The sequence below is a fragment of the Phytobacter massiliensis JC163 genome (assembly GCF_000321045.1).
Classification (GTDB): Bacteria; Pseudomonadota; Gammaproteobacteria; order Enterobacterales; family Enterobacteriaceae; genus Phytobacter_A; species Phytobacter_A massiliensis.
In genome coordinates this window covers 576,550-598,676 of the sequence record NZ_HE578946.1, presented here as the reverse complement: position 1 = coordinate 598,676, position 22,127 = coordinate 576,550, and the positions used below count along the sequence as shown (strand labels likewise).

Sequence of the window (22,127 nt, the reverse complement as noted above, 5' to 3'; positions counted from 1 at the left end):
GCGGCTTCGTCTTATCCGGGCTATGCAAGTCCAGCAGAACGCGATAACAAGGAGAAAATATGGTTTCCTCGCTCATCACCCTCGCCGCTATCGCCTGGCTCTGCCAGATAGCGTTCGGCGGCTGGCAAATCCGCCAGTTTAATCGCGCTTTTGACGCGCTGTGCCAGAAGGGGCGCGTCGGCGTCGGTCGCGCTGGCGGGCGCTTTAAGCCGCGCGTGGTTCTCGCCGTGGCGTTTGACAAGAACGATCGGGTCAGCGATACCCTGCTGATGCGCGGCCTGACGGTTTTTGCCCGCCCGGCGAAAATCAACCAATTAATCGGTCTGCCGCGGCAGGAATTAGAGCCTGATGTGATCTTTCCCCATGATCCGGGCTGTCGGAATGCTCTATCATTAGCGCTTAAAATGAAACATTGATAATTTCGTTGTGAACGCTATTAGCTTGCGAAATTATCATTTTGCAACTTAACGCAGGAAACAAGCGCCCATGAAACCACGTCAGCGGCAGGCAGCGATCCTTGAGCATCTGCAAAAGCAGGGGAAATGTTCAGTGGAGGAGCTGGCCGCGCACTTCGACACCACAGGCACCACTATACGCAAGGATTTAGTGGTGCTGGAAAACGCCGGCGCGGTGATCCGCACCTATGGCGGCGTCGTGCTGAATAAAGATGAAGCCGATCCACCCATTGACCATAAAACCTTAATCAACACCCAGCAAAAAGGGCTTATCGCCGAAACCGCCGTGGGGTTTATTCAGGACGGCGACTCCATCATTCTGGACGCGGGCAGTACGGTGCTGCAAATGGTGCCCCTGCTCAGCCATTTCAACAACATCACCGTGATGACCAACAGTCTGCACATTGTTAACGCCCTTTCCGAACTGGATAACGAGCAGACGATCCTGATGCCTGGAGGCACCTTTCGTAAGAAATCCGCCTCGTTTCACGGCCAGCTTGCGGAAAACGCTTTCGACCATTTTAGCTTTGACAAGCTGTTTATGGGCACCGACGGCATCGATCTCAACGCCGGGGTCACCACCTTCAACGAGGTGTTTACCGTCAGTAAAGCCATGTGTAACGCGGCGCGGGAAGTGATCCTGATGGCGGACTCCTCCAAATTTGGCCGCAAAAGCCCCAACATTGTTTGCAGCCTGGAGAGCGTGGATAAACTGATCACCGATGCCGGGATCCCGGCCGATTTTCGCGCCGCCCTGGAAGAGAAAGGAATCGAAGTGATTGTGGCAGGAGAAAAACATGAATGACATTTTACTGAACACCGCCCGGCAGACGCTGCTGCTGGAATTGCAGGAAGCCAGCCGCCTGCCGGACCGGCTGAATGACGCCTTTTTACGCGCCGCCGACGCTATTATCCGCTGTCAGGGAAAGGTGATTGTCTCCGGTATCGGCAAGTCAGGCCATATCGGTAAAAAGATTGCCGCCACCTTCGCCAGCACCGGCACGCCGGCCTTTTTTGTCCACGCGGCGGAAGCGCTGCATGGCGATCTGGGAATGATAGAAAGCCGCGACGTCATGCTGTTTATCTCCTACTCCGGTTCGGCGAAAGAGCTGGAGCTGATCCTGCCCCAGCTACAGGAAAAATCGGTGGTGCTGCTGGCCATGACCGGCAAGCCCCTCTCCCAGCTGGCGCTGGCGGCGGATGCGGTGCTGGATATCTCCGTGGAGCGCGAAGCCTGCCCGATGCTGCTGGCCCCCACCTCCAGCACCGTCAACACCCTGATGCTTGGCGACGCGCTGGCGATGGCGGTGATGCAGGCCCGCGGCTTTAACGAAGAGGACTTCGCCCGCTCTCATCCGGCGGGCGCGCTGGGGGCGCGGCTGCTTAATAAAGTGCACCATCTGATGCGTAAAGAAGAGGTGCCCAACGTGCGTATTACCGCCACGGTAATGGATGCGATGCTCGAACTTAGCCGTACCGGGCTCGGGCTGGTGGCGGTGTGCGATGAAAACGAGCAGGTCTGCGGCGTCTTTACCGACGGCGACCTGCGCCGCTGGCTGGTGGCAGGCGGCGGCCTTGATGCGGAAGTCAGCGCCGCGATGACCCGGGGCGGGCTGACGCTTAACGCGCAGAGCCGCGCCATTGACGCCAAAGAGCTGCTGATGAAGCGCAAGATCTCCGCCGCCCCGGTGGTGGATGACGGCGGCAAGCTGGTGGGGGCTATCAACCTGCAGGCGTTTTACCAGGCAGGCATTATTTAGCTTTTCAGCCCGAGGCGTTTCGCCAGCCGGTGCAGGTTGGCGACATCCATCTCCAGCAGCCGCGCGCTGGCAGCCCAGTTATGCTGGCTCTGCGCCAGCGCCTGGCGAATGGCGTTACGCTGGAAGGCGTCCGTCGCTTCACGCAGGTTTTGCGTACCGACAGGCGGCGAGACGGTGGTGGCAGGCTCCGCCGCTTGCGGCGCATCGGTCAGGGCAAAATGGCCCGGCTCCAGCACCACTTTATTACCGCTTTCCACGGCTCGCGCCAGCACCACGGCGCGATGAATCGCATGTTCCAGCTCGCGCACATTACCCGGCCAGCGGTACGCCAGCAGATGAGAGCGGGCGGCGGGGCTGAGCACTACGCGCTCAAGCCCTAAGCGCTGGCGGCACTGCTCGCAAAAATAGCCCGCCAGCACGACCACATCCTCCCCCCGCTCCCGCAGCGGCGGCACGGAAAGGGGAAACACGCTCAGGCGGTGGAACAGGTCAGCGCGAAAACGCCCCGCCAGCACCTCTTCACGCAGGTCGCGATTAGTGGCAGCCAGCACACGCACATCTACCCGCAGGCTGCGGTCGTCGCCGACGCGCTGAATATCGCCATACTGTAAAACCCGCAGCAGCTTGGCCTGTAACGCCAGCGACAGTTCGCCAATCTCATCCAGAAACAGCGTGCCTTTGTCCGCCATCTCAAATTTACCGCTGCGGTTGCTGATAGCGCCGGTAAAGGCGCCTTTTACGTGACCGAACAGCTCGCTTTCCGCCACGCTCTCCGGCAGGGCGGCGCAGTTAAGATAGACCAGCGCGTCCGCCGCGCGGGGGGAGTTCTCATGAATCGCCTTCGCCACCAGCTCCTTGCCGGTGCCGGTTTCACCGCTTATCAGCACGTTGAGATCGGAACCGGCGACAATCTCTATCTCTTTTTTAAGCTGCGCCATCCCCTGCGACAGGCCAATCATCTCACTGCGCGCCTCCTGGCCAAAGCGCGTCGCCACGCCGGGGGAGATATTCTGGCTCTCAAGCTGCTCAATCAGCAGGGCATTATTCAGCGCGCCGGCCGCCAGCGCCGCCACCAGCCGCAGCGCCTCATCGCTGAACGCATCGAACTGATCCGGTGCCATACCGTCGAGGGTCAGCGCGCCAATAAGGCTCTGCCCGGCAAACAGCGGCAGCCCGACGCAGGCGTGAACTTTCAGGCTCTCCTGGCCGGGAATAAGGCCGTCGTAAGGGTCAGGCAGGCTGCTGTCAGCGGGAAAGCGCACCACATCACCGGCGCGGGCGATGGCTTCAAGACGGGGATGCCCTTCCAGTGAAAAGCGCCGTCCCAGCACATCCGGCGCCAGGCCATCGATTGCCAGCGGAATAAACTGCCGCGCTTCATAACGCAGCAGCGCCGAGGCGTCACAGCCCAGCAGCTGGCGCAGGGTGGTGATAAGCCGCTGGAAGCGGTCGGCATGGCCAATGCCGCTCTGGAGTTCAATGGCAATGCGCGCCAGCCTGTCCACGGAAAAACGCATAGTTACCTCACTGTCATTTTGACACCCCATACTGTCAAACTGACAGTAAAAATGACAGTCATTTTGACTACTCATCAAGGGTTATAAATTGTTATTCCTTTTTAAATCAGCAGGATAAAAACTGGCACGCTACTTGATATAGCTCATTCATCTTTTTGAAAACAGAACAGGTAAACAAGATGGCTATTCAGGTGAAAAATAATATTCAGTGGGTTGGTCAACGTGACTGGGAAGTGCGTGATTTTCACGGCACGGAGTATAAGACCCTGCGCGGCAGCAGCTACAACAGCTATCTTATTCGTGAAGAGAAAAATGTGCTTATCGATACGGTCGATCATAAATTCAGCCGTGAGTTCGTGCAGAACCTGCGCGGCGAAATTGATCTGTCACAGCTGGATTATATCATTATCAACCACGCCGAAGAGGACCATGCCGGGGCGCTCACCGAACTGATGAGCCATATCCCGGATACGCCCATCTACTGCACCGCTAACGCTATCGATTCCATTAACGGCCACCACCATCACCCGGAGTGGAACTTCCATGTGGTCAAAACCGGCGACACGCTGGATATCGGCAACGGCAAACAGCTTATTTTTGTTGAAACGCCCATGCTCCACTGGCCGGACAGCATGATGACCTACCTGACCGGCGACGCGGTGCTGTTCAGCAACGACGCCTTCGGCCAGCACTACTGCGATGAACACCTGTTCAACGATGAGGTTGACCAGGCGGAGCTTTTTGAACAGTGCCAGCGCTACTACGCCAATATTCTCACCCCGTTCAGCCGCCTGGTAACGCCGAAAATCACCGAGATCCTCGACTTTAATCTGCCGGTGTCGATGATTGCCACCTCCCACGGCGTGGTCTGGCGCGACAACCCAACGCAAATTGTCGAGCTGTACCTGAAATGGGCGGCGGATTACCAGGAAGATCGCATCACTATTTTCTACGACACCATGTCCAATAACACCCGCATGATGGCCGACGCTATCGCCCAGGGGATTACGGAAGCGGATCCGCGCGTGGCGGTGAAAATTTTCAACGTTGCCCGCAGCGATAAAAACGAAATTCTCACCAACGTGTTTCGCTCCAAAGGGGTGCTGGTGGGCACATCGACCATGAACAACGTGATGATGCCGAAAATTGCCGGTCTGGTGGAAGAGATGACCGGCCTGCGTTTTCGTAATAAACGCGCCAGCGCCTTCGGCTCCCACGGCTGGAGCGGCGGCGCGGTAGACCGTTTATCCACCCGTTTACAGGATGCGGGCTTTGAGATGTCGCTCAGCCTGAAAGCGAAATGGCGACCGGATCTCGACGCGCTGGCGCTGTGCCGTGAACACGGGCGCGAAATCGCCCGCCAGTGGGCGCTCGCTCCCCTGCCGGAAACCGCACCCGTTGCACCCGCAGAAACCGCTCCGGTTAGCGCCCCCGTGGCTGCTGACCTCGGCCCTTGCATGCAATGCAGCGTCTGCCAGTGGATTTATGACCCACAGAAAGGCGAGCCGATGCAGGATGTCGCACCGGGCACGCCGTGGAGCGACGTACCGGATAATTTCCTCTGTCCGGAATGTTCATTGGGAAAAGAGGTATTCGACCAACTGGCGACGGAGGCGGTATGAGCGCAGGCATAGTGATAATTGGCTCGGGCTTTGCCGCCCGCCAGCTCGTAAAAAATATCCGTAAACAGGATGCCAGCCTGCCGCTGACGCTGATTGCCGCAGATAGCATGGACGAGTACAACAAACCCGATCTCAGCCACGTTATTAGCCAGGCGCAGCGCGCCGATGACCTGACCCGCCAGTCGGCGGGTGAGTTTGCCGAACAGTTCAACCTGCGCCTGTTTCCGCATACCCGGGTGACCGACATTGATGCCGACGCCCACGTAGTGAAAAGCCAGGACAGGCAGTGGCAGTATCAGAGTCTGGTGCTGGCCACCGGCGCATCGGCCTTTGTCCCGCCGGTTCCAGGAAGTGAGTTAATGCTCACTTTAAACAGCCAGCAAGAGTACCGCGCCTGTGAAGCGCAGCTGCATGATGCCCGGCGGGTGCTGATTGTCGGCGGCGGGCTTATCGGCAGCGAACTGGCGATGGATTTTTTGCCGTGCGGGCAAGGCGGTTACGCTTATCGATAACGCAGCCAGCGTGCTCGCCTCGCTGATGCCGCCGGAAGTGAGCAGTCGCTTACAGCACTGCTTTACGGAGATGGGGATTCATCTGCTGTTGAAATCCCGGCTGCTGGGGCTTGAGCAAACCGCCACCGGCATTCGCGCCACGCTTGATCGCCAGCGCAGCATTGAGGTGGATGCGGTGATTGCCGCCACCGGCCTGCGCCCGGAAACAGCCCTTGCCAGCCGCGCCGGGCTGGCCGTTAACCGTGGCGTCTGCGTCGACAGTTTCTTGCGCACCAGCCACCCGGATATTTACGCCCTCGGCGACTGCGCGGAGATTAACGGCAAGGTGCTGCCGTTCCTGCAACCGATACAGCTCAGCGCCATGTATCTGGCGAAAAATCTGCTCGGCGGCAGCGCCCCGCTTAAGCTGCCTGCGATACTGGTCAAAGTCAAAACGCCGGACATGCCATTACATCTGGCTGGCGAGACGCAGCGGCGCGATTTGCGCTGGGAGATCGTAACCCAGGCCGAAGGTATGGTTGCCAGAGGGACAGACGACGACGGGCAACTGCGCGCCTTTGTGGTCAGCGAAGCGCGGATGAAAGAGGCCTTCGCCCTGCTGAAAACGTTAGCGGTATGAACGTTTCCCGGATGCGGCGTAACGCCTTATCCGGGCCACTTACGCCGGGCCGGAAATCAGCGAATCGCGTGCAATCAGCTCGCCAAGAAACGGCGGATGATAGTGAAAATCGCCGCCGTCGAGCATAAAAATCAGGCGCTCAATGGTCTCTTTGATCATCTCGGTGACCGGTATCCTGACGCTGGAAAGCGCCGGAATAACGTGCGGGGCGATGGCGATGTCATCAAAACCAATGACTGACACCTGCTCCGGCACCCGCACGCCGCTGTCGTGCAGTTTTTTTATCGCCCCGATCGCCATATCGTCGTTACTGGCCACCAGTGCGGTGAAGTTTTCCTTGCGGCCAAGCAGGGTCTCCACCGCCGCCGCGCCGCTTTCGGGGGACCATTTGCCCTCGGCGATCAGCGCGTTGCGTAAGGGGATATCCCTCTTCGCCAGCGCATCTTTATACCCGGAGAGGCGTTCAATACCGGTAGGTGAATCCAGCGAGCCGGTAATAAAGGCGATATCCCGGTGCCCTCTCTCAATCAGCTGGCTGACGGCGTTAAAGCTGGAGGCTTTTTGATCGCACCAGACGCAGTGGCTGCTGTTTTTACGCAGGCGACGGTTCAGCACCATAATCGGCTGCGGATGTTTTTTAATGATGGCGTCCATATCGTCGACGCTCAAAAAACGGGGATAGATAATGACGGCGTCGCAGCGCAGATCCAGCAGGTACTGGATGGCGTCCCGCTCCTCTTCGGCGCTGTGTTTACCATCCGCCAGAATCAAACGTCGCCCCTGGTCTTCCGTCATCCGCGCGGCATGGAACAGCAGTTCGCTGAAATAGACGCCGTGATAGAGCGTATTGGTGACCACCAGCCCCAGGGTTTGCGTTTTGTTGGTCGCCAGGCTGCGCGCCAGCAGATTAGGCCGGTAGCCGCTCTCTTCAATGGCCTGAAAGACGCGATCTTTCGTCTCCTGGCTGACGTAGCCGTTGCCAGATAACACCCGCGAGACCGTCGCCTTCGACACCCCTGCCCGCTTCGCCACTTCAAGCATTGTGGTCATGTTGTCTATCCGTTTGATTTCGATGACACGCAGTCTACTTCACCCGGCAGAAAATGTCGCAGCGGGAGAAAAAACGGCTCATTTTCATAAGTGATAGCCATCACAAAACACCAAAATTCCATAAATCATGTCTTGTTTACCTCAGTGAAACTCATCATTCTTTTGTGGAACCGGTTTCCTATTTCATGTTTCATCCCGCCCCTCTTACAGGCGGGATGAAAACGCACCTTATTGATTAAACAGGATAAAACCCGATGTCGAAGAATTATGCGGCGCTGGCTAGCTCGGTAGTTAACGCGCTGGGCGGTGTGGAGAACATCGCGGCTGTCACCCACTGCATGACGCGCCTGCGCTTTGTGGTGAAAGATGACAGCCTCGTTGACAGCCCTGCCCTGAAAAGCATCAGCGGCGTGATGGGCGTGGTACGTAACGACAGCCAGTGCCAGGTGATCATCGGCAATACGGTTTCCCACGCGTATCGCGAAGTGGTGGCGCTGCTGCCCGGCGATATGCAGCCAGCCCAGCCGGTCGGCAAGCAGAAACTGACGCTGAAGCGTATTGGTGCGGGCATCCTGGACGCACTGATCGGCACCATGTCGCCGCTGATCCCGGCGATCATCGGCGGGTCGATGGTCAAACTGCTGGCGATGGTGCTGGAGATGTCCGGCGTGCTGCCGAAAGGCTCGTCAACGCTGACGATCCTGACGGTCATCGGCGACGGGGCATTCTTCTTCCTGCCGTTGATGGTGGCGGCCTCGGCGGCCATTAAATTCAAAACCAATATGTCGCTGGCCATCGCTATCGCGGGCGTGCTGGTGCACCCGAGTTTTATTGAACTGATGGCGAAGGCCGCGCAGGGCGAGCACGTCGAGTTCGCGCTGGTGCCGGTGACGGCGGTGAAATACACCTACACGGTGATCCCGGCGCTGGTCATGACCTGGTGCCTCTCGTATATCGAACGCTGGGTAGACAAAATCACCCCGGCGGTCACCAAAAACTTCCTCAAGCCGATGCTGATCGTGCTGATTGCCGCCCCGCTGGCTATCTTACTGATTGGGCCGCTGGGGATCTGGATCGGTAGCGCGATTTCCGCGCTGGTTTATACCATTCACGGCTACCTGGGCTGGCTCTCCGTCGCCATTATGGGCGCGCTGTGGCCGCTGCTGGTAATGACCGGTATGCACCGCGTCTTTACGCCGACTATCATTCAGACCATTGCCGAAACCGGCAAAGAGGGGATGGTAATGCCGTCTGAAATTGGCGCCAACCTGTCGCTAGGCGGCTCTTCACTGGCGGTCGCCTGGAAGACCAAAAACCCGGAGCTGCGCCAGACGGCGCTGGCGGCGGCGGCCTCCGCCATTATGGCAGGCATCTCTGAACCGGCGCTGTACGGCGTGGCGGTGCGGCTGAAACGCCCGCTGATTGCCAGCCTGATAAGCGGCTTTGTCTGCGGCGCGGTGGCAGGAATAGCCGGGCTGGCCAGCCATTCGATGGCGGCGCCGGGGCTGTTCACCAGCGTGCAGTTCTTCGACCCGGCCAATCCGATGACCATCGTGTGGGTGTTTGGGGTCATGGCGCTGGCGGTGGTGCTCTCCTTCGTGCTGACGCTGCTGCTGGGCTTTGAAGATATTCCGGTAGAAGAAGAGGCGAAGAAACCGCAGGCGACAAAAGCCGCCACGGTCAACGCGGCACAGATTTAACTAGCGAGGCAACGCATGTCTGTATTTCCAGAAGGATTTTTATGGGGCGGCGCGCTTGCCGCCAACCAGTCGGAAGGGGCGTATCGGGAAGGCGGTAAAGGGTTAACCACCGTTGATATGATCCCTCACGGCGCGAACCGGCTGGCGGTGAAGCTCGGCCAGCAAAAGCGTTTTACGCTGCGCGATGACGAGTACTACCCCAGCCATCAGGCGATCGATTTCTATCATCGTTATAAAGAGGATATCGCCCTGATGGCGGAGATGGGCTTTAGCGTCTTTCGCACCTCCATTGCCTGGAGCCGCCTTTATCCAAACGGCGATGAGCTCACCCCGAATGAAGAGGGCATCGCCTTTTATCGCGCCGTTTTCGCCGAATGCAAAAAGTACAATATCGAGCCGCTGGTAACGCTCTGCCACTTCGACGTGCCGATGCACCTGGTCACCGAATATGGCTCCTGGCGCAACCGTAAGATGGTGGAGTTTTTCACCCGCTACGCCCGGACCTGTTTTGACGCGTTTGACGGGCTGGTGAAATACTGGCTTACCTTCAATGAAATCAACATCATGCTGCACAGTCCCTTCTCCGGGGCCGGGCTGGTGTTTGAAGAGGGTGAAAATCAGGACCAGGTGAAATACCAGGCGGCGCACCATGAGCTGATCGCCAGCGCGCTGGCCACCAAAATCGCGCACGAAATTAACCCGCAAAACCAGGTGGGCTGCATGCTGGCGGGCGGCAACTTTTACCCGTACTCCTGCAAGCCGGAAGATGTGTGGACGGCGCTGGAAAAAGATCGTGAAAACCTCTTTTTCATTGATGTGCAGGCGCGCGGCACCTACCCGGCCTACGCGGCGCGGGTGTTCCGGGAAAAAGGGGTCAGCATTGCCAAAGAGCCGGGCGATGACGAGATCCTCAAAAATACCGTCGATTTTGTCTCCTTTAGCTATTACGCCTCGCGCTGCGCCTCAGCAGAGATGAACGCGCAAAACACCTCGGCGGCGAATATCGTCAAATCCCTGCGCAACCCGCATATTCAGGTGAGCGAATGGGGCTGGGGCATCGATCCGCTCGGCCTGCGCATCACCATGAATATGATGTATGACCGCTACCAGAAGCCGCTATTCCTGGTTGAAAACGGGCTGGGGGCGAAAGATGAATTCAACGCCGCTGGTGAAATCGAAGATGATTATCGCATCAGCTATCTGCGGGAGCATATCCGCGCGATGGGCGACGCCATTGAAGATGGCATCCCGGTTATCGGCTACACCACCTGGGGCTGTATCGACCTGGTGGCGGCCTCCACCGGCGAGATGAGTAAGCGCTACGGCTTTGTCTATGTTGACCGTGACGATGCGGGCAACGGCACGCTGGCGCGCACGCGTAAAAAATCGTTCTGGTGGTATAAGAAAGTCATCGCCAGCAACGGCGCGGACCTGGATTAAGCGGTTTCCCCGGAGGCGGCGGTTTAATGCCGCATCCGGGGATATTTCCCGCGTCGCTATTATTTGCGGTATTTTTCCGGCAGTTCCGGCACCGGGCGGCGGTCGTCAATCAGATGACGTACGGTAAGAATGGGGTGCCGCCAGAGCATTCGCGGCCCCGCCCAGCGCATAATCTGTTTCATCTCTTCACGCTTTGCAGGCTGGTAACAGTGCACCGGGCACTGCTTGCAGGCGGGCTTCTCTTCACCAAACACGCATTTATCCAGCCGTTTGTCGGCATAGTCGTTTAGCGCCTGATAATGTTCCCTGTCCGCCAGCGCCTGCGGGCAGCGCTGCTGATAGAGGGCGATCATCCTGCGGATGGTCAGTTTTTCGCGCCTGATTCGTTTACCGTTCATACCCTGCCCCTCTTAAAGATGCAGCTATTTTACATCTTTATCTTTACGGGCAAAACAGACGATTCACCACCGCAGAACGTACAGGAATGATGGGGGCAACTACACCTTACCTGTTTGCCTGGCATAGGCGAACAAACCGCCAGCGGCGACAATGTTCGCTAACTCCCCGATGGGTGCCGTTGCGACAACGCCTTTATCGGTGACGATACGACACGCTGCCAGATCGATCTCAATCGTATCGCCTGTTTTCAACCCCTCGACATCCCTACCCGCCTGCAATGACACGGGCATCAGTTGACCGGTTGAAACACAGTTCCTGAAAAATATCCGCGCAAAAGAGTGCGCAACGACCGCTTTCACGCCCGACGCGCCCAGCGCGACCACCGCATGTTCGCGGGAAGAGCCGCAGCCGAAGTTTTTACCGGCGACGATAAAGTCATACCCTGCCCGGTTAGTCTGCGGGTCGATAAAAGGAGCGGAGCCTTCCGGCAGCCCGCACATCGCCAGCGACGCCAGTTCAGCGCGCCCTTCCGGCGACGCCGGATTCACCTTCAAATATTCGGCGGTTAAAATCTGATCGGTATCGATGTTATCGCCCAACACGTAAACTTTACCGCGCATTACCGTTCCATTAGTCATTTGTTAAGTACCGTTCCGGGTTAGTAATAGCGCCGCTAATCGCAGCGGCGGCAACGGCATAGGGCGACGCCAGGTAAATCATTGCGCCTTTATGCCCCATCCTGCCAACGAAGTTTCGGTTGGTGGTGGAAATCACGCTAATCGGGTCGTTAACGCGCCCAAACGTGTCGGCAGGGCCGCCACAGCAGGCGGCGCAGCCGGACTCTGCCGATAACCGAACCCCTGCGCGAGTGAGGATTTCATAGACCGATACGCCCCCGACCCTGGTGGTAATCAGGTTATGAAACACCTCTTTGGTGGCGGTGACGGCGTACGTGGGAATAGCGACTTTCTTGCCATGCAGCACCGTTGCCGCCGCAATAAAATCCTCGGTTTTGCCGCCGGTACAGGAACCGATATAGGCCCGGGATATCGCCACATGTTCCAGTTCGTGAATCGCCGAGACGTTATCGGGCGAATGGGGGCGCGCCACCATACTGGTTAATGCGGAAACGTCGATAGTAATGACGCGTTCATAGACCGCGCTGGCATCCGGCTCAACAACGGTAAAGGGAATGCGCGTCCTCTGGTCTAAATAAGCAAGGGTGGCCGGGTTCGGCACCATAATGCCGTTTTTGGCCCCGCACTCTACCACCATATTGCAGAGGGTCATTCGCTCTTCGACGGATAATTCATCAATAACGTTGCCGCCAAATTCAATGGCGTTATAGGTAGCACCCGCCACGCCCAGCTCTTTCATTAATACCAGAATTAAATCTTTTGCCTGTACGCTGCGTGGCTTTTTGCCGGTGTAATTGACCCGGATGGTTGCCGGAACCATCAGCGGAATTTCACCGGTCCCCAGCGCAAACGCCCCGTCGGTGATGCCAACGCCAATGGCGAAAGTGCCGAAAGCGCCTGCCGTTACGGTGTGTGAATCGGTCCCCAGCAAGACTTCGCCGGGACGGGTATGCCCCCCCTCCGCCAACCCGATATGGCACACGCCTTTATATTCCGGCGTGCCGACATCGTAAAAGTGGGTAATATTCTGTTGCTGCGCAAATTCACGCATCACGCGAATATTCTGGTTCGCCTGCGGGTCGGCAGAATAAGTAAAATGGTCTGGTATCATAATAAAGCGATCGGCATTCCAGACTTTAGCGTCTTCTCCAAACTCTTTTTTAAATACGCTGGCGATGCCAGGTGTACAAGGGTCATGAGACATTAACACATCGACTTTGACAAATATCACTTCACCCGGTGACACCGTTTCACGACCGCTGGCGCGGGCAAATATCTTTTCAGTTAATGTCATACCTGGCGTGGGGCTGTTTTCTGACGTACAACCATCCTGATGAAATTTCATCGTATTTCCTTCTGCTTTATTTAAAAAAATAACAGGAAAAGAAAAAGCATCCCTGTAATTTTTCCATCGTCGTGTTAGTTGCACTGTATGTGTGGAGTGTTGCTTAAAAGGGGAGTCGCGCAGATCGACTCGTATCAACTTCATTGTCGCTCTCCTGTCGGGAACAGCCCACGCGGTGCCTGTTTTTTATATTGGTAACGCATTAATCCACAAACGCGTACCGAAATTCACGTAGCAGCGTGATTTGCCAAAAATAGAATTTTATTGTTCCAGCAGTGAAACAATCGCCGAAAAATTAGCCCATGCGTTGCACCAGGGTGCTGAAAAACAGATGCTCAGTTCACTTCTTTGACACCAGACAGGCGGGAAAAAATATGATCAATAAAAAAGTAAACTGGAATGGACATGTTCAGCAGGAAGCGCTGGGTATATTAAGCGCCGAAGGGGGAATGATTGTCTGCCCGACAAAAGTCGGCTACATCATTATGACGTCCGATAAGGAAGGCCTTGAGCGTAAATTCGAAGCGAAACAGCGTAACCGTAATAAACCGGGCGTGGTGCTGTGCGGCAGTATGGAACAGCTGAAAGCGTTGGCGCTGATGAACCCAGAAATTGAGGCCTTTTACCAGAGCCACTGGGATGCCGATATTTTGCTTGGCTGTATTTTGCCGTGGCGTGAAGACGCCATGGAGAAATTACCGGATGACGGCCTGAAAGCGTTAATGATGGATGGCCGACAGACCAGCTGCTTCGTCATTAAGTTTGGCAAGCCCGGTGAAACGATCGCTAAAGCGCTGTGGGAAAAACATCATAAGTTTTCTTTCGCCAGCTCCGCTAACCCGTCAGGACAAGGTAACCGGGGGATGGTTGAGTATATCGGCGAGCGAATCGAAGAACGCGCTGATTTAATTATCTGCGCCAATGACTATGTGAAATCTGTTCAACCTGACGAAACCGCAGACAGCCGCTATGAGCAGGGGGTAATGGTTTCAATGGTGGATAATGCCGGTCAACTGGTGCCAGAGCAGGCGGGCGCGAGAAAAATAACGCCCTGCCCGGTACTGATTCGCAAAGGCCTTGATGTGAATAAAATCATTAATTTCATGTCGTCCCACTTTAATACCTGGGATTACCGGCACGGTGATTATTATTAATTGATTCAGGGTGTGCCGGCGGTAACATTTAGTTTTAGCGACACGGCGAAAATCTGGCGCTGGCACCGCCAGGGGAATCTGGATATTAACGGTTTTCTTTAGCTTCCGCCGCGGCGATGCGCTGCTGCAGTTCGTCGCTAAAACGCGTGATGCCAGACGAAATCGTACTTCTCGACTTCGACAGCAGCCAGACTTTATATTCGTCCATCTGCCAGCCGGGCAGAAGCCTGACCAGCCTGCCGGTCACCTGAAATTCGCGAGCAATATAGTTGGGCAGATAAGCAATGCCTAACCCTGACAGCGCCATATCGACCAGCGCCACGCTGTTATTGCTGCGAAAACGGCTGGGGACATCAATGCTTATGTTCTGTTTCTCTTTTCTGAATGTCAGCGAGACCGTGCGGGCGACGCCGCGAAAAAGAATATAGTTGTGCGAAGGCAGGTCGTGTGGCGTTATGATCGGCTTTAAATTCGCCACATATTCGGGCGTAGCGTACAGTCCCCACTGGATAGCGCACAGATATTTTGTCTGCTCGTGAGTCGGGGTGTCCTGGGAAATGATAATAGCGAGATCGTACTGGCTATCTTTGATATCAATTTTTTTATCCGATAAATCAAGATCGACATTAGCCAGCATATTACGGCCAAGCCAGGCGTTCAACGCTGGCACAACGTACTGTTTGCCGAAGGTAACAGGTGCCAGAATCTTAATCGTCCCGGTAGGCTCTTCGTAATATTCTTTAATGAAACGTTCCGCGGCCCTTAATTCATTTAAAATTTTAAAACAATGTTGATAATAGCTTAACCCGAGTTCGGTAATCTCAATTTTGCGCGTAGTCCGCTTGAGCAACATTGCGCCTATGCGTTTTTCCAGGATAGCAATATCGCGGCTGACGGAGGATTTAGACATTCCTAAAGATAAAGCGGCTTCGGTAAAGCTTAACGTTTCGACGACGCGCGCGAAAACCACCATCGGGATTAAATTCTCGACCTTTTCCACTTCGCTACCTGTACATGGCCACTAAATCAGATAATTAGTGCCCCAAAGCGGTGTGCTGGTCAAGCATATCTTTTAATACGACAACGTTATGCTGGTGGAAGGGCAAAATATTTACCAGTGATACCGGCAGTACCGGTATCACCGTGCTTTCAGATGCTGATGGTGCCAATCTGGGTCAGGGAGGTACAGTGCAGTAAGAAGTCCGCCGACACGCTCTCTTCCTCGGCTAAATCCCGGTGCACGCAGGCAAAGTCGCGAATCGCCACTGCCAGTTCAGCCTCCATATCCGCATTTTCCTGCACGCTCTCTTCTTCAAGCGCCAGCTTTAACTCCCGGCACAGCTCTTCACCACTGGCCGCCTCAGCCACCGTAGTTAGCGGTGTATTGCAGGGTGTCCTATCCTGCTGGGCGAACCATGCCTCGGCCTGCTCGAGAAGGGAACCAGCGGCGAAGTAATCCAGCATCGGTCGCCTGAATTGCAGACGATAGTCGTCGCCCGCATCGTCGAAACATTGAGCGACGAACTGCGAGCAAACCATCGGCAGTTTGCCTGGCGTTTTATGCTGCTGGATGTGATGCATGACGGTGGCCGTCAGTTTTTTTAAAATGCTCTTCGATAATCGTCAGCGGCTGTGCCTGGTAACTAAAGAAGCGTGACTGACCGGCGCATCGGTTAAAAATGTAATCGCCCACGAGATAAAGCTATTTCCTTTATAAAAAAATAAAATATTTAAAACAATAGCATATTAAAACTATTTTTCAAACGTTGCAGATCATTACTCTAAAGCAAATCCAATTAACTTCTCCGTTCGAAGATTAATAGATGAACCAGTCCATTCCCCATTATCTAAAAAATCACCAAGTTGGTTTTGACACTTAAATGATGATTTAATAAAATAACATGCATTCTTACCATTAAAATCAATATTCCTCTTACTTGAGTTATCACTTAAAGATTCTAAGGTAAGATTCCCGATACAATGCAAATATTTCTCCTGAAACTCTTCGGTAATATCAGGAATGATACTCATATCGGAGGTAACGTCAGCACGAGGGTTTTGAATCGCCACGGGTTTAACAGACACCTCAGAGACATTTAAGATGGCTTAAAGAGAGGTGCCTATGGGCGGTAAGCGTTATCCCGAAGAGTTTAAAATTAAAGCAGTCAAACAGGTTTTTGATCGTAGTTATTCTGTTTCCAGCGTTACATGATATAAGTTTGGATAAAACCATTCTCCCTCCTCCAAAATACCTATGCAGTTTTTGACAATAGATTAAATGCCTTCATTTACTCTTAGAAATTCATTCACTCTGGATCCTACTGCAATACACTTAGCTTCTACCATACTGATATAATAGTACGAAGGATTTGGCATATGCTCCATCATCCAAGGAAGTTCTTCTGAATATTCATTATCAGATGTAGAGATCATCCATACTGGTTCACCATTTAGGATCATAGGGCTGGCTTCATAGTAACGCTCATCCCAACCTCGCCCATTTTGGTCGGCATAATCCTTTGCTATTTGTATTGCTTTGTCCTGCGTAATCATTGCTGTGCTCCATACCAGACACTATACATAATCCCCCCGACCGTCACTGGTCCCAAGAGAATCCCTGCGGCTTCCTGTCGTAGGAGGGAAAAAGTAATCTCATAGGTATTCCCCAAAGGAAATTTAAATCCCTGAATGATGTATTCAGAGCTCATTCCCCTTGCTCTTAGCAAACCGATAGTTTCGGCAAGAGCTTCTTCAAGATAGCGTAGTATATATGACTTTGAATAAGCAGATTGCCTCATAAAGACCCGTAACTCGCGCAGCAGGTAAAATTTAGGGGCAATAGCCATATGGACTTGCTCGTGGTAAAGCGTGGTGAGCATTTTAAGGTAGGCTTCCTCTTTTGACATAGCTTCCGGATAGAAGTTACGGCCAACCACAGCATCTCCCCAGGGTTTTGTCGCCCCCTGTATAACATCCTTGTATTTGGTAATTTTTATTATTGGTTTATAACGCCAGCCACCGTTGCGGGGTAGATTCATACGCGAAGCAATCTCTCCACTGTAACGAGGCATAACGACCCCCCTTAGAGGCTTTTTAAAAGTATCCCCAGGTTTCTTTCTGAACAGCAGTATCAGAACGGTATTAACGCCGATAAGGGTGATGGCTTCAGCCAGATCTTTAGCAGCAGCATCCAGGTCTGCTTCTGTTCTGGCATTGTTAGTTTTGACAGCAAAGTCATACAGCTTTTTTCCGGCTTCAAAAGCAACACCACCTATCGCCACCCACCCTACTACCAGCAGTATGATATCAGCAATCTCGCCAATCCCAAAGAAATGGGCACCAGCCCATATCACGACTACTCCAGCCATCGTAGCAAGCGCTTGTGGAGTAATCATAGCCAGAAGCTGTTCCCCGACATCAGACGGTAGCAGGGATGCAGCTTTGGTTAGGACTACCTGCAGTTTTGACTGCAAATCCATCCGGATAACGTCCATTGCTATTCCTCATGGTAAGCAATGCTTTCGATTATAAGAGTGCCAGAAAGTAAGGTGTTAGGATATTTCTGATTAAGGCTAAAACTTATTCGGGGTAAGGGGCACTTCTTTGATCACAGGGAAAAAAATTGCTTTACCAAAAGTGTAAAGTTGGTATGGTCTTGTCCTGTTCACTTTGTGCATATCCTCTCCCCTGAACCTTAATATTTCTATATATCGCCCCTTTACACTTTTGCCATGATGCCTGTCTTTATGAGGCTCTCAACCATGGTTTACACTTTCCATTTTTGCCCCAAAAATACTGGCATTTCTAATGCATGAAAGACATGGTGTTTTTTCGCATAAAAATGATTGTGACGCTCTACTAAATTCAATGAAAAGACAGGATTGATGCAAGCTGTTTCCCACCAGCAGCCTGCAACAAAATCAAGCGGCTAGAATCTGTTGCGAGGCATAGCCAGCAGGTATGACATCGAGAAGAGTAATGCGCCCCAATACACAGAGTCATAGCTGCACGGGTCAAAATCAATATGCAGAAACCCTTTTACAAAATCGTAGCCGTTAGTAAAGATTTTAATCTGGCTGGCTGCAATTACCCCTTGGCTACTCAGTCATATATTGTCTGGCGGCTCACCCCACAATGACGAGCATAATCAGTTTTCGATATTAACATTCTGATACCTTTTCAGAAGTTCATTTTGGCAAATAAAGTTTAATAAAATGCTCGTTAATTTCTACAATTGAATTAAGTATGGGTTTAAACAGTTAAAAATCAATGAGTTTTCTATTCTCGCTAACTATATAGTTAGCGAATCTATCTTTACCAAATGTAGTTGCACTGTCATGCTCATTGCTTTTATCGAAGCTCTTTCCGTTATACTTCACGCCCAATACTGCTGGTTTGAAAAAAAACCTCCAGTGAAGAATACTTACCTCCAGGTAACAATGGGCTGGATTTTACCAACAGCGCGGGATTAGCAAAGCTGGCATCAAAACGCCCCAGACCAATAGCGAACTCGTAGGCCAAAGACAGCTCCCGTAGAACGTTACCGGCTTGCACTTTTGCTCCTCTGGCAACAATGCCATTGATAAGTGTAATCACGTCATTGCGTGTGATTTCAGCGGCATTACGATTGCCCAGTTTATCTACCGCATCGGCATACAGTGTTCTGCGCACTTCATCCTGGCCTTTCTTCTTCCGGGCCCCCGGAATGATTTTGCCATCCTTAGTTTTGCGGTCCTCAATGCGCTCAGTGAGGTAGAGCTCAACTAATCCCTGTACAGTTAATTCAGGTACTTTGACCTGTTCAGCCTCGATTGCACGAAGTTGTTTTTCCTGCTTGAGTTCTGATGCAGGACACCGCCCCTCCTGACGGAGGAGCTTTAATTCGTTGAGTTTAAGACGTGCAGCGGCGAGAGAAGTCTGCGGGAAGTTGCCAATTTTGACTTGCGCAAGTTTTCCAGTCACAGGGCTCATGTAGCGATTGAAAAAAGACTTAACACCGGTCGTTCCACAGGAGACACGTAAACCACGATTTCTGACAATATCAGCTTTATCTTTGTCACCTGGCTTCATCATTTCTATCGCTTTAAACGACAGTGGCTTTGCCTCTTGTTTTCCTGCCCTAAAGACTCCGTTATCATGCTCCCTACGCATTTATGAAACGAAATGTAGGGTTTCATGAGATCCAATGAGACAAAGTGAAATCAATGAGAACAACAAACATCACTAACTCATTAAAATTTAAAAAATGGACATCATAAACTGATGAGTACACTAGAGAACTTCGACGCCCACACGCCGATGATGCAGCAGTATCTCAAGCTGAAAGCGCAGCATCCGGATATTTTGCTGTTTTACCGGATGGGTGATTTTTACGAGCTGTTTTACGACGATGCGAAGCGCGCCTCGCAGCTGATGGATATTTCGCTGACGAAGCGCGGCGCGTCAGCAGGCGAGCCGATCCCTATGGCGGGGGTGCCGCACCACGCGGTTGAGAACTATCTGGCGAAGCTGGTGAGCCTGGGCGAGTCGGTGGCGATTTGTGAGCAGATTGGCGATCCCGCCACCAGCAAAGGGCCGGTGGAGCGTAAAGTCGTGCGCATCGTCACCCCCGGCACTATCAGCGATGAGGCGCTGCTGCAGGAGCGCCAGGACAACCTGCTGGCGGCCATCTGGCAGGACAGCAAAGGCTTTGGCTACGCCACGCTTGATATCAGCTCTGGCCGTTTTCGCGTGAGCGAGCCCGCCGACCGCGAAACCATGGCGGCGGAGCTACAGCGCACCAACCCGGCCGAGCTCCTCTATGCGGAAGATTTTGCCGAGATGGCGCTGATTGAAAACCGCCGCGGGCTGCGCAGGCGTCCGCTGTGGGAGTTTGAAATCGACACCGCGCGCCAGCAGCTTAACCTGCAGTTCGGCACCCGCGATCTGGTCGGCTTTGGCGTTGAAAACGCCCCGCGCGGCCTCTGCGCCGCCGGTTGCCTGCTGCAATATGTCAAAGATACCCAGCGCACCTCCCTGCCGCATATCCGCTCAATTACCATGGAGCGTCAGCAGGACAGCATCATTATGGACGCCGCCACGCGTCGCAATCTGGAAATTACCCAGAACCTGGCGGGCGGTTTCGAGAACACCCTGGCCTCGGTGCTCGACTGTACGGTCACGCCGATGGGTAGCCGCATGCTTAAACGCTGGCTGCACATGCCGATCCGCGACGTCAACACCCTGACCGCCAGGCAGCAGACTATCGCCGCGCTGCAGGAACACGCCGCGCAGCTCCAGCCCGTGCTGCGCCAGGTGGGCGATCTGGAACGCATCCTTGCTCGCCTTGCCCTGCGTACAGCAAGGCCGCGGGATCTGGCGCGGATGCGCCATGCGTTCCAGCAACTGCCGGAACTGCGGGCGCAGCTGGCGGAAATCGCCTGCGCTCCGGTGCAGCAGCTGCGGGAAAAGATGGGCGAGTTCAGCGAACTGCGTGAGCTGCTGGAGCGGGCGATTATCGACGCGCCGCCGGTGCTGGTACGCGACGGCGGCGTAATCGCTCCGGGGTACAACGCCGAGCTGGACGAGTGGCGCGGGCTGGCTGACGGCGCCACGGATTATCTCGACCGGCTGGAGATACGCGAACGGGAGAAGCTGGGGCTTGATACGCTGAAAGTCGGCTACAACGCCGTCCACGGTTATTTTATTCAGATAAGCCGCGGCCAGAGCCATCTCGCGCCGATTCACTACGTACGCCGCCAGACCCTCAAAAATGCCGAACGCTACATTATTCCCGAACTGAAAGAGTACGAAGACAAAGTGCTCACCTCGAAGGGGAAAGCGCTGGCGCTGGAAAAACAGCTGTATGACGAACTGTTCGATCTGCTACTGCCGCACCTGGCCGACCTGCAGCAGAGCGCCGCGGCGCTGGCGGAACTGGATGTGCTGACGAACCTGGCAGAGCGCGCGGAAACGCTGAACTACTGCTGCCCGACATTCAGCGATAAACCCGGCATCCGTATTGTCGAGGGGCGTCACCCGGTCGTGGAGCAGGTGCTGACCGAGCCCTTTATCGCTAACCCGCTGAATCTCTCCGCGCAGCGCAGGATGCTTATCATCACCGGGCCGAATATGGGGGGTAAAAGTACCTATATGCGCCAGACGGCGCTGATTGCCCTGCTTGCCTGGATAGGCAGCTACGTCCCGGCGCAGAAAGTGGAAATCGGCCCGATTGACCGCATTTTCACCCGCGTTGGGGCCGCGGATGACCTGGCCAGCGGGCGCTCGACCTTTATGGTGGAGATGACCGAAACCGCCAACATCCTGCATAACGCCACCGAACACAGTCTGGTACTGATGGACGAGATTGGCCGCGGCACCTCCACCTACGACGGCCTGTCGCTGGCGTGGGCCTGCGCGGAGAATCTGGCGAATAAAATCAAAGCGTTGACGCTGTTTGCCACCCACTATTTCGAGCTGACCCAACTGCCGGAAAAAATGGAAGGGGTAGCGAACGTTCACCTGGACGCCTTAGAGCACGGCGACACCATCGCCTTTATGCACAGCGTACAGGACGGGGCGGCCAGCAAGAGCTATGGTCTGGCGGTAGCCGCGCTGGCAGGCGTGCCGAAAGAGGTGGTGAAACGCGCGCGGGCCAAGCTGCGCGAGCTGGAGAGTTTATCCCCCAGCGCGGGCGCAACCCAGATCGATGGCACCCAGATGTCGCTGCTCGCCGCGCCGGAAGAGACCAGCCCGGCCGTTGAGGCGCTGGAAAATCTTGACCCAGATTCGCTGACCCCACGCCAGGCGCTGGAGTGGATCTACCGCCTGAAAAGCCTGGTCTAAACCTTTGATGCCGTCATTACTCTGAAAATGCGCCATAGCCGGGCAAGCCTGGCTGTGGCTTCTATACTTTTTATCTCTGTTGAAGATAAAAA

At 54.4% G+C, this 22,127-nt stretch carries 18 protein-coding genes and 3 pseudogenes; 10 read left to right on the top strand and 11 right to left on the bottom strand.

All coding sequences use genetic code 11. The features are described 5' to 3' along the window. The first annotated feature begins 59 nt into the window (after positions 1-59). The 3 genes from gutM (at position 60) to gutQ (ending at position 2,215) form a co-directional block, all read left to right on the top strand. A complete protein-coding gene (gutM, locus tag ENTHG_RS13225; RefSeq protein WP_044180391.1) occupies positions 60-416 on the top strand; it encodes a transcriptional regulator GutM in 357 nt (118 codons plus the stop codon). Between the two features lie 70 nt (positions 417-486). Beyond that, positions 487-1,260 carry a glucitol operon DNA-binding transcriptional repressor SrlR gene (srlR, locus tag ENTHG_RS13220; RefSeq protein ID WP_044180389.1) on the top strand — a complete coding sequence of 258 codons (774 nt, stop codon included), beginning with the start codon at positions 487-489 and terminating at the stop codon, positions 1,258-1,260. Further along, positions 1,253-2,215: an arabinose-5-phosphate isomerase GutQ gene (gutQ, locus tag ENTHG_RS13215; protein ID WP_044180387.1), complete on the top strand. Its 963-nt coding sequence runs from the start codon at positions 1,253-1,255 to the stop codon at positions 2,213-2,215. Before srlR ends, gutQ begins: the two co-directional genes overlap by 8 nt. On the opposite strand, the gene norR is transcribed toward gutQ, so the two are convergent. After that, positions 2,212-3,732, bottom strand: coding sequence for a nitric oxide reductase transcriptional regulator NorR (gene norR / locus ENTHG_RS13210; protein WP_044180384.1), 1,521 nt, complete (start codon positions 3,730-3,732; stop codon positions 2,212-2,214). The genes gutQ and norR overlap by 4 nt on opposite strands. Before the next feature lie 179 nt (positions 3,733-3,911). Here norR and norV point away from each other — a divergent pair, with 179 nt between their 5' ends. Further along, positions 3,912-5,354, top strand: a complete 1,443-nt coding sequence (gene norV / locus ENTHG_RS13205) for an anaerobic nitric oxide reductase flavorubredoxin (protein ID WP_044180381.1) — start codon at positions 3,912-3,914, stop codon at positions 5,352-5,354. After that, positions 5,351-6,485, top strand: a pseudogene (gene norW, locus ENTHG_RS13200) (NADH:flavorubredoxin reductase NorW). Before norV ends, norW begins: the two are co-directional and overlap by 4 nt. A gap of 39 nt (positions 6,486-6,524) precedes the next feature. On the opposite strand, the gene ENTHG_RS13195 reads toward norW, so the two are convergent. Further along, a complete protein-coding gene (locus tag ENTHG_RS13195) occupies positions 6,525-7,535 on the bottom strand; it encodes a LacI family DNA-binding transcriptional regulator (RefSeq protein ID WP_044180379.1) in 1,011 nt (336 codons plus the stop codon). 254 nt (positions 7,536-7,789) lie between these two features. Between ENTHG_RS13195 and ascF the strand changes: the two genes are divergently transcribed. Further along, positions 7,790-9,235, top strand: coding sequence for a PTS cellobiose/arbutin/salicin transporter subunit IIBC (ascF, locus tag ENTHG_RS13190; RefSeq protein ID WP_044180377.1), 1,446 nt, complete (start codon positions 7,790-7,792; stop codon positions 9,233-9,235). A 15-nt stretch (positions 9,236-9,250) separates the two neighbouring features. Continuing rightward, positions 9,251-10,675 carry a 6-phospho-beta-glucosidase gene (locus ENTHG_RS13185; RefSeq protein ID WP_044180375.1) on the top strand — a complete coding sequence of 475 codons (1,425 nt, stop codon included), beginning with the start codon at positions 9,251-9,253 and terminating at the stop codon, positions 10,673-10,675. Positions 10,676-10,734: 59 nt separating this feature from the next. On the opposite strand, the gene ENTHG_RS13180 is transcribed toward ENTHG_RS13185, so the two are convergent. The 3 genes from ENTHG_RS13180 to ENTHG_RS13170 form a co-directional block, all read right to left on the bottom strand. Continuing rightward, on the bottom strand, positions 10,735-11,073 hold the full coding sequence (locus ENTHG_RS13180) for a nitrous oxide-stimulated promoter family protein (protein WP_044180373.1): 339 nt from the start codon (positions 11,071-11,073) through the stop codon (positions 10,735-10,737). Positions 11,074-11,172: 99 nt separating this feature from the next. Next, positions 11,173-11,694, bottom strand: a complete 522-nt coding sequence (locus tag ENTHG_RS13175) for a LeuD/DmdB family oxidoreductase small subunit (protein WP_237567482.1) — start codon at positions 11,692-11,694, stop codon at positions 11,173-11,175. Between the two features lie 10 nt (positions 11,695-11,704). Next, positions 11,705-13,057 carry a 3-isopropylmalate dehydratase large subunit gene (locus ENTHG_RS13170; protein WP_044180369.1) on the bottom strand — a complete coding sequence of 451 codons (1,353 nt, stop codon included), beginning with the start codon at positions 13,055-13,057 and terminating at the stop codon, positions 11,705-11,707. A 374-nt stretch (positions 13,058-13,431) separates the two neighbouring features. Between ENTHG_RS13170 and ENTHG_RS13165 the strand changes: the two genes are divergently transcribed. Then, a complete protein-coding gene (locus ENTHG_RS13165; RefSeq protein ID WP_044180368.1) occupies positions 13,432-14,211 on the top strand; it encodes an L-threonylcarbamoyladenylate synthase in 780 nt (259 codons plus the stop codon). An 85-nt stretch (positions 14,212-14,296) separates the two neighbouring features. Here the strand turns inward: ENTHG_RS13165 and ENTHG_RS13160 are convergent, their stop codons facing one another. The 3 genes from ENTHG_RS13160 to ENTHG_RS24295 form a co-directional block, all read right to left on the bottom strand. Beyond that, a complete protein-coding gene (locus ENTHG_RS13160; RefSeq protein ID WP_081653625.1) occupies positions 14,297-15,211 on the bottom strand; it encodes a LysR family transcriptional regulator in 915 nt (304 codons plus the stop codon). Between the two features lie 149 nt (positions 15,212-15,360). After that, on the bottom strand, positions 15,361-15,792 hold the full coding sequence (locus tag ENTHG_RS13155) for a hypothetical protein (protein WP_145973669.1): 432 nt from the start codon (positions 15,790-15,792) through the stop codon (positions 15,361-15,363). 195 nt (positions 15,793-15,987) lie between these two features. Further along, a complete protein-coding gene (locus ENTHG_RS24295) occupies positions 15,988-16,281 on the bottom strand; it encodes a GmrSD restriction endonuclease domain-containing protein (protein ID WP_145973668.1) in 294 nt (97 codons plus the stop codon). A gap of 46 nt (positions 16,282-16,327) precedes the next feature. Here ENTHG_RS24295 and ENTHG_RS25310 point away from each other — a divergent pair. Next, positions 16,328-16,417 (top strand): annotated as a pseudogene (locus ENTHG_RS25310) (transposase); the annotation flags it as partial. 68 nt (positions 16,418-16,485) lie between these two features. Here the strand turns inward: ENTHG_RS25310 and ENTHG_RS13150 are convergent. The 3 genes and pseudogenes from ENTHG_RS13150 to ENTHG_RS13140 all read right to left on the bottom strand — a co-directional run. Next, entirely contained in the window at positions 16,486-16,764 is a 279-nt protein-coding gene (locus ENTHG_RS13150) for a hypothetical protein (RefSeq protein ID WP_044180364.1), read from the bottom strand. After that, positions 16,761-17,705, bottom strand: a complete 945-nt coding sequence (locus ENTHG_RS13145; protein WP_044180362.1) for a hypothetical protein — start codon at positions 17,703-17,705, stop codon at positions 16,761-16,763. Before ENTHG_RS13145 ends, ENTHG_RS13150 begins: the two co-directional genes overlap by 4 nt. Before the next feature lie 949 nt (positions 17,706-18,654). Continuing rightward, positions 18,655-19,362: pseudogene (locus tag ENTHG_RS13140) on the bottom strand (integrase arm-type DNA-binding domain-containing protein); the annotation flags it as partial. A gap of 111 nt (positions 19,363-19,473) precedes the next feature. On the opposite strand from ENTHG_RS13140, the gene mutS reads away from it, so the two are divergent. Beyond that, on the top strand, positions 19,474-22,035 hold the full coding sequence (mutS, locus tag ENTHG_RS13135) for a DNA mismatch repair protein MutS (RefSeq protein ID WP_044180360.1): 2,562 nt from the start codon (positions 19,474-19,476) through the stop codon (positions 22,033-22,035). The last annotated feature ends 92 nt before the right edge of the window (positions 22,036-22,127 follow it).

What these genes read in the sequence shown, in the direction of transcription:
- gutM (WP_044180391.1), top strand. Translation starts at nt 60, where the DNA reads ATGGTTTCCTCGCTCATCACCCTCGCCGCTATCGCCTGGCTCTGCCAG.
- srlR (WP_044180389.1), top strand. Translation starts at nt 487, where the DNA reads ATGAAACCACGTCAGCGGCAGGCAGCGATCCTTGAGCATCTGCAAAAG.
- gutQ (WP_044180387.1), top strand. Translation starts at nt 1,253, where the DNA reads ATGAATGACATTTTACTGAACACCGCCCGGCAGACGCTGCTGCTGGAA.
- norR (WP_044180384.1), bottom strand. Translation starts at nt 3,732, where the DNA reads ATGCGTTTTTCCGTGGACAGGCTGGCGCGCATTGCCATTGAACTCCAG.
- norV (WP_044180381.1), top strand. Translation starts at nt 3,912, where the DNA reads ATGGCTATTCAGGTGAAAAATAATATTCAGTGGGTTGGTCAACGTGAC.
- ENTHG_RS13195 (WP_044180379.1), bottom strand. Translation starts at nt 7,535, where the DNA reads ATGACCACAATGCTTGAAGTGGCGAAGCGGGCAGGGGTGTCGAAGGCG.
- ascF (WP_044180377.1), top strand. Translation starts at nt 7,790, where the DNA reads ATGTCGAAGAATTATGCGGCGCTGGCTAGCTCGGTAGTTAACGCGCTG.
- ENTHG_RS13185 (WP_044180375.1), top strand. Translation starts at nt 9,251, where the DNA reads ATGTCTGTATTTCCAGAAGGATTTTTATGGGGCGGCGCGCTTGCCGCC.
- ENTHG_RS13180 (WP_044180373.1), bottom strand. Translation starts at nt 11,073, where the DNA reads ATGAACGGTAAACGAATCAGGCGCGAAAAACTGACCATCCGCAGGATG.
- ENTHG_RS13175 (WP_237567482.1), bottom strand. Translation starts at nt 11,694, where the DNA reads ATGCGCGGTAAAGTTTACGTGTTGGGCGATAACATCGATACCGATCAG.
- ENTHG_RS13170 (WP_044180369.1), bottom strand. Translation starts at nt 13,057, where the DNA reads ATGAAATTTCATCAGGATGGTTGTACGTCAGAAAACAGCCCCACGCCA.
- ENTHG_RS13165 (WP_044180368.1), top strand. Translation starts at nt 13,432, where the DNA reads ATGATCAATAAAAAAGTAAACTGGAATGGACATGTTCAGCAGGAAGCG.
- ENTHG_RS13155 (WP_145973669.1), bottom strand. Translation starts at nt 15,792, where the DNA reads ATGCATCACATCCAGCAGCATAAAACGCCAGGCAAACTGCCGATGGTT.
- ENTHG_RS13150 (WP_044180364.1), bottom strand. Translation starts at nt 16,764, where the DNA reads ATGATTACGCAGGACAAAGCAATACAAATAGCAAAGGATTATGCCGAC.
- ENTHG_RS13145 (WP_044180362.1), bottom strand. Translation starts at nt 17,705, where the DNA reads ATGGACGTTATCCGGATGGATTTGCAGTCAAAACTGCAGGTAGTCCTA.
- mutS (WP_044180360.1), top strand. Translation starts at nt 19,474, where the DNA reads ATGAGTACACTAGAGAACTTCGACGCCCACACGCCGATGATGCAGCAG.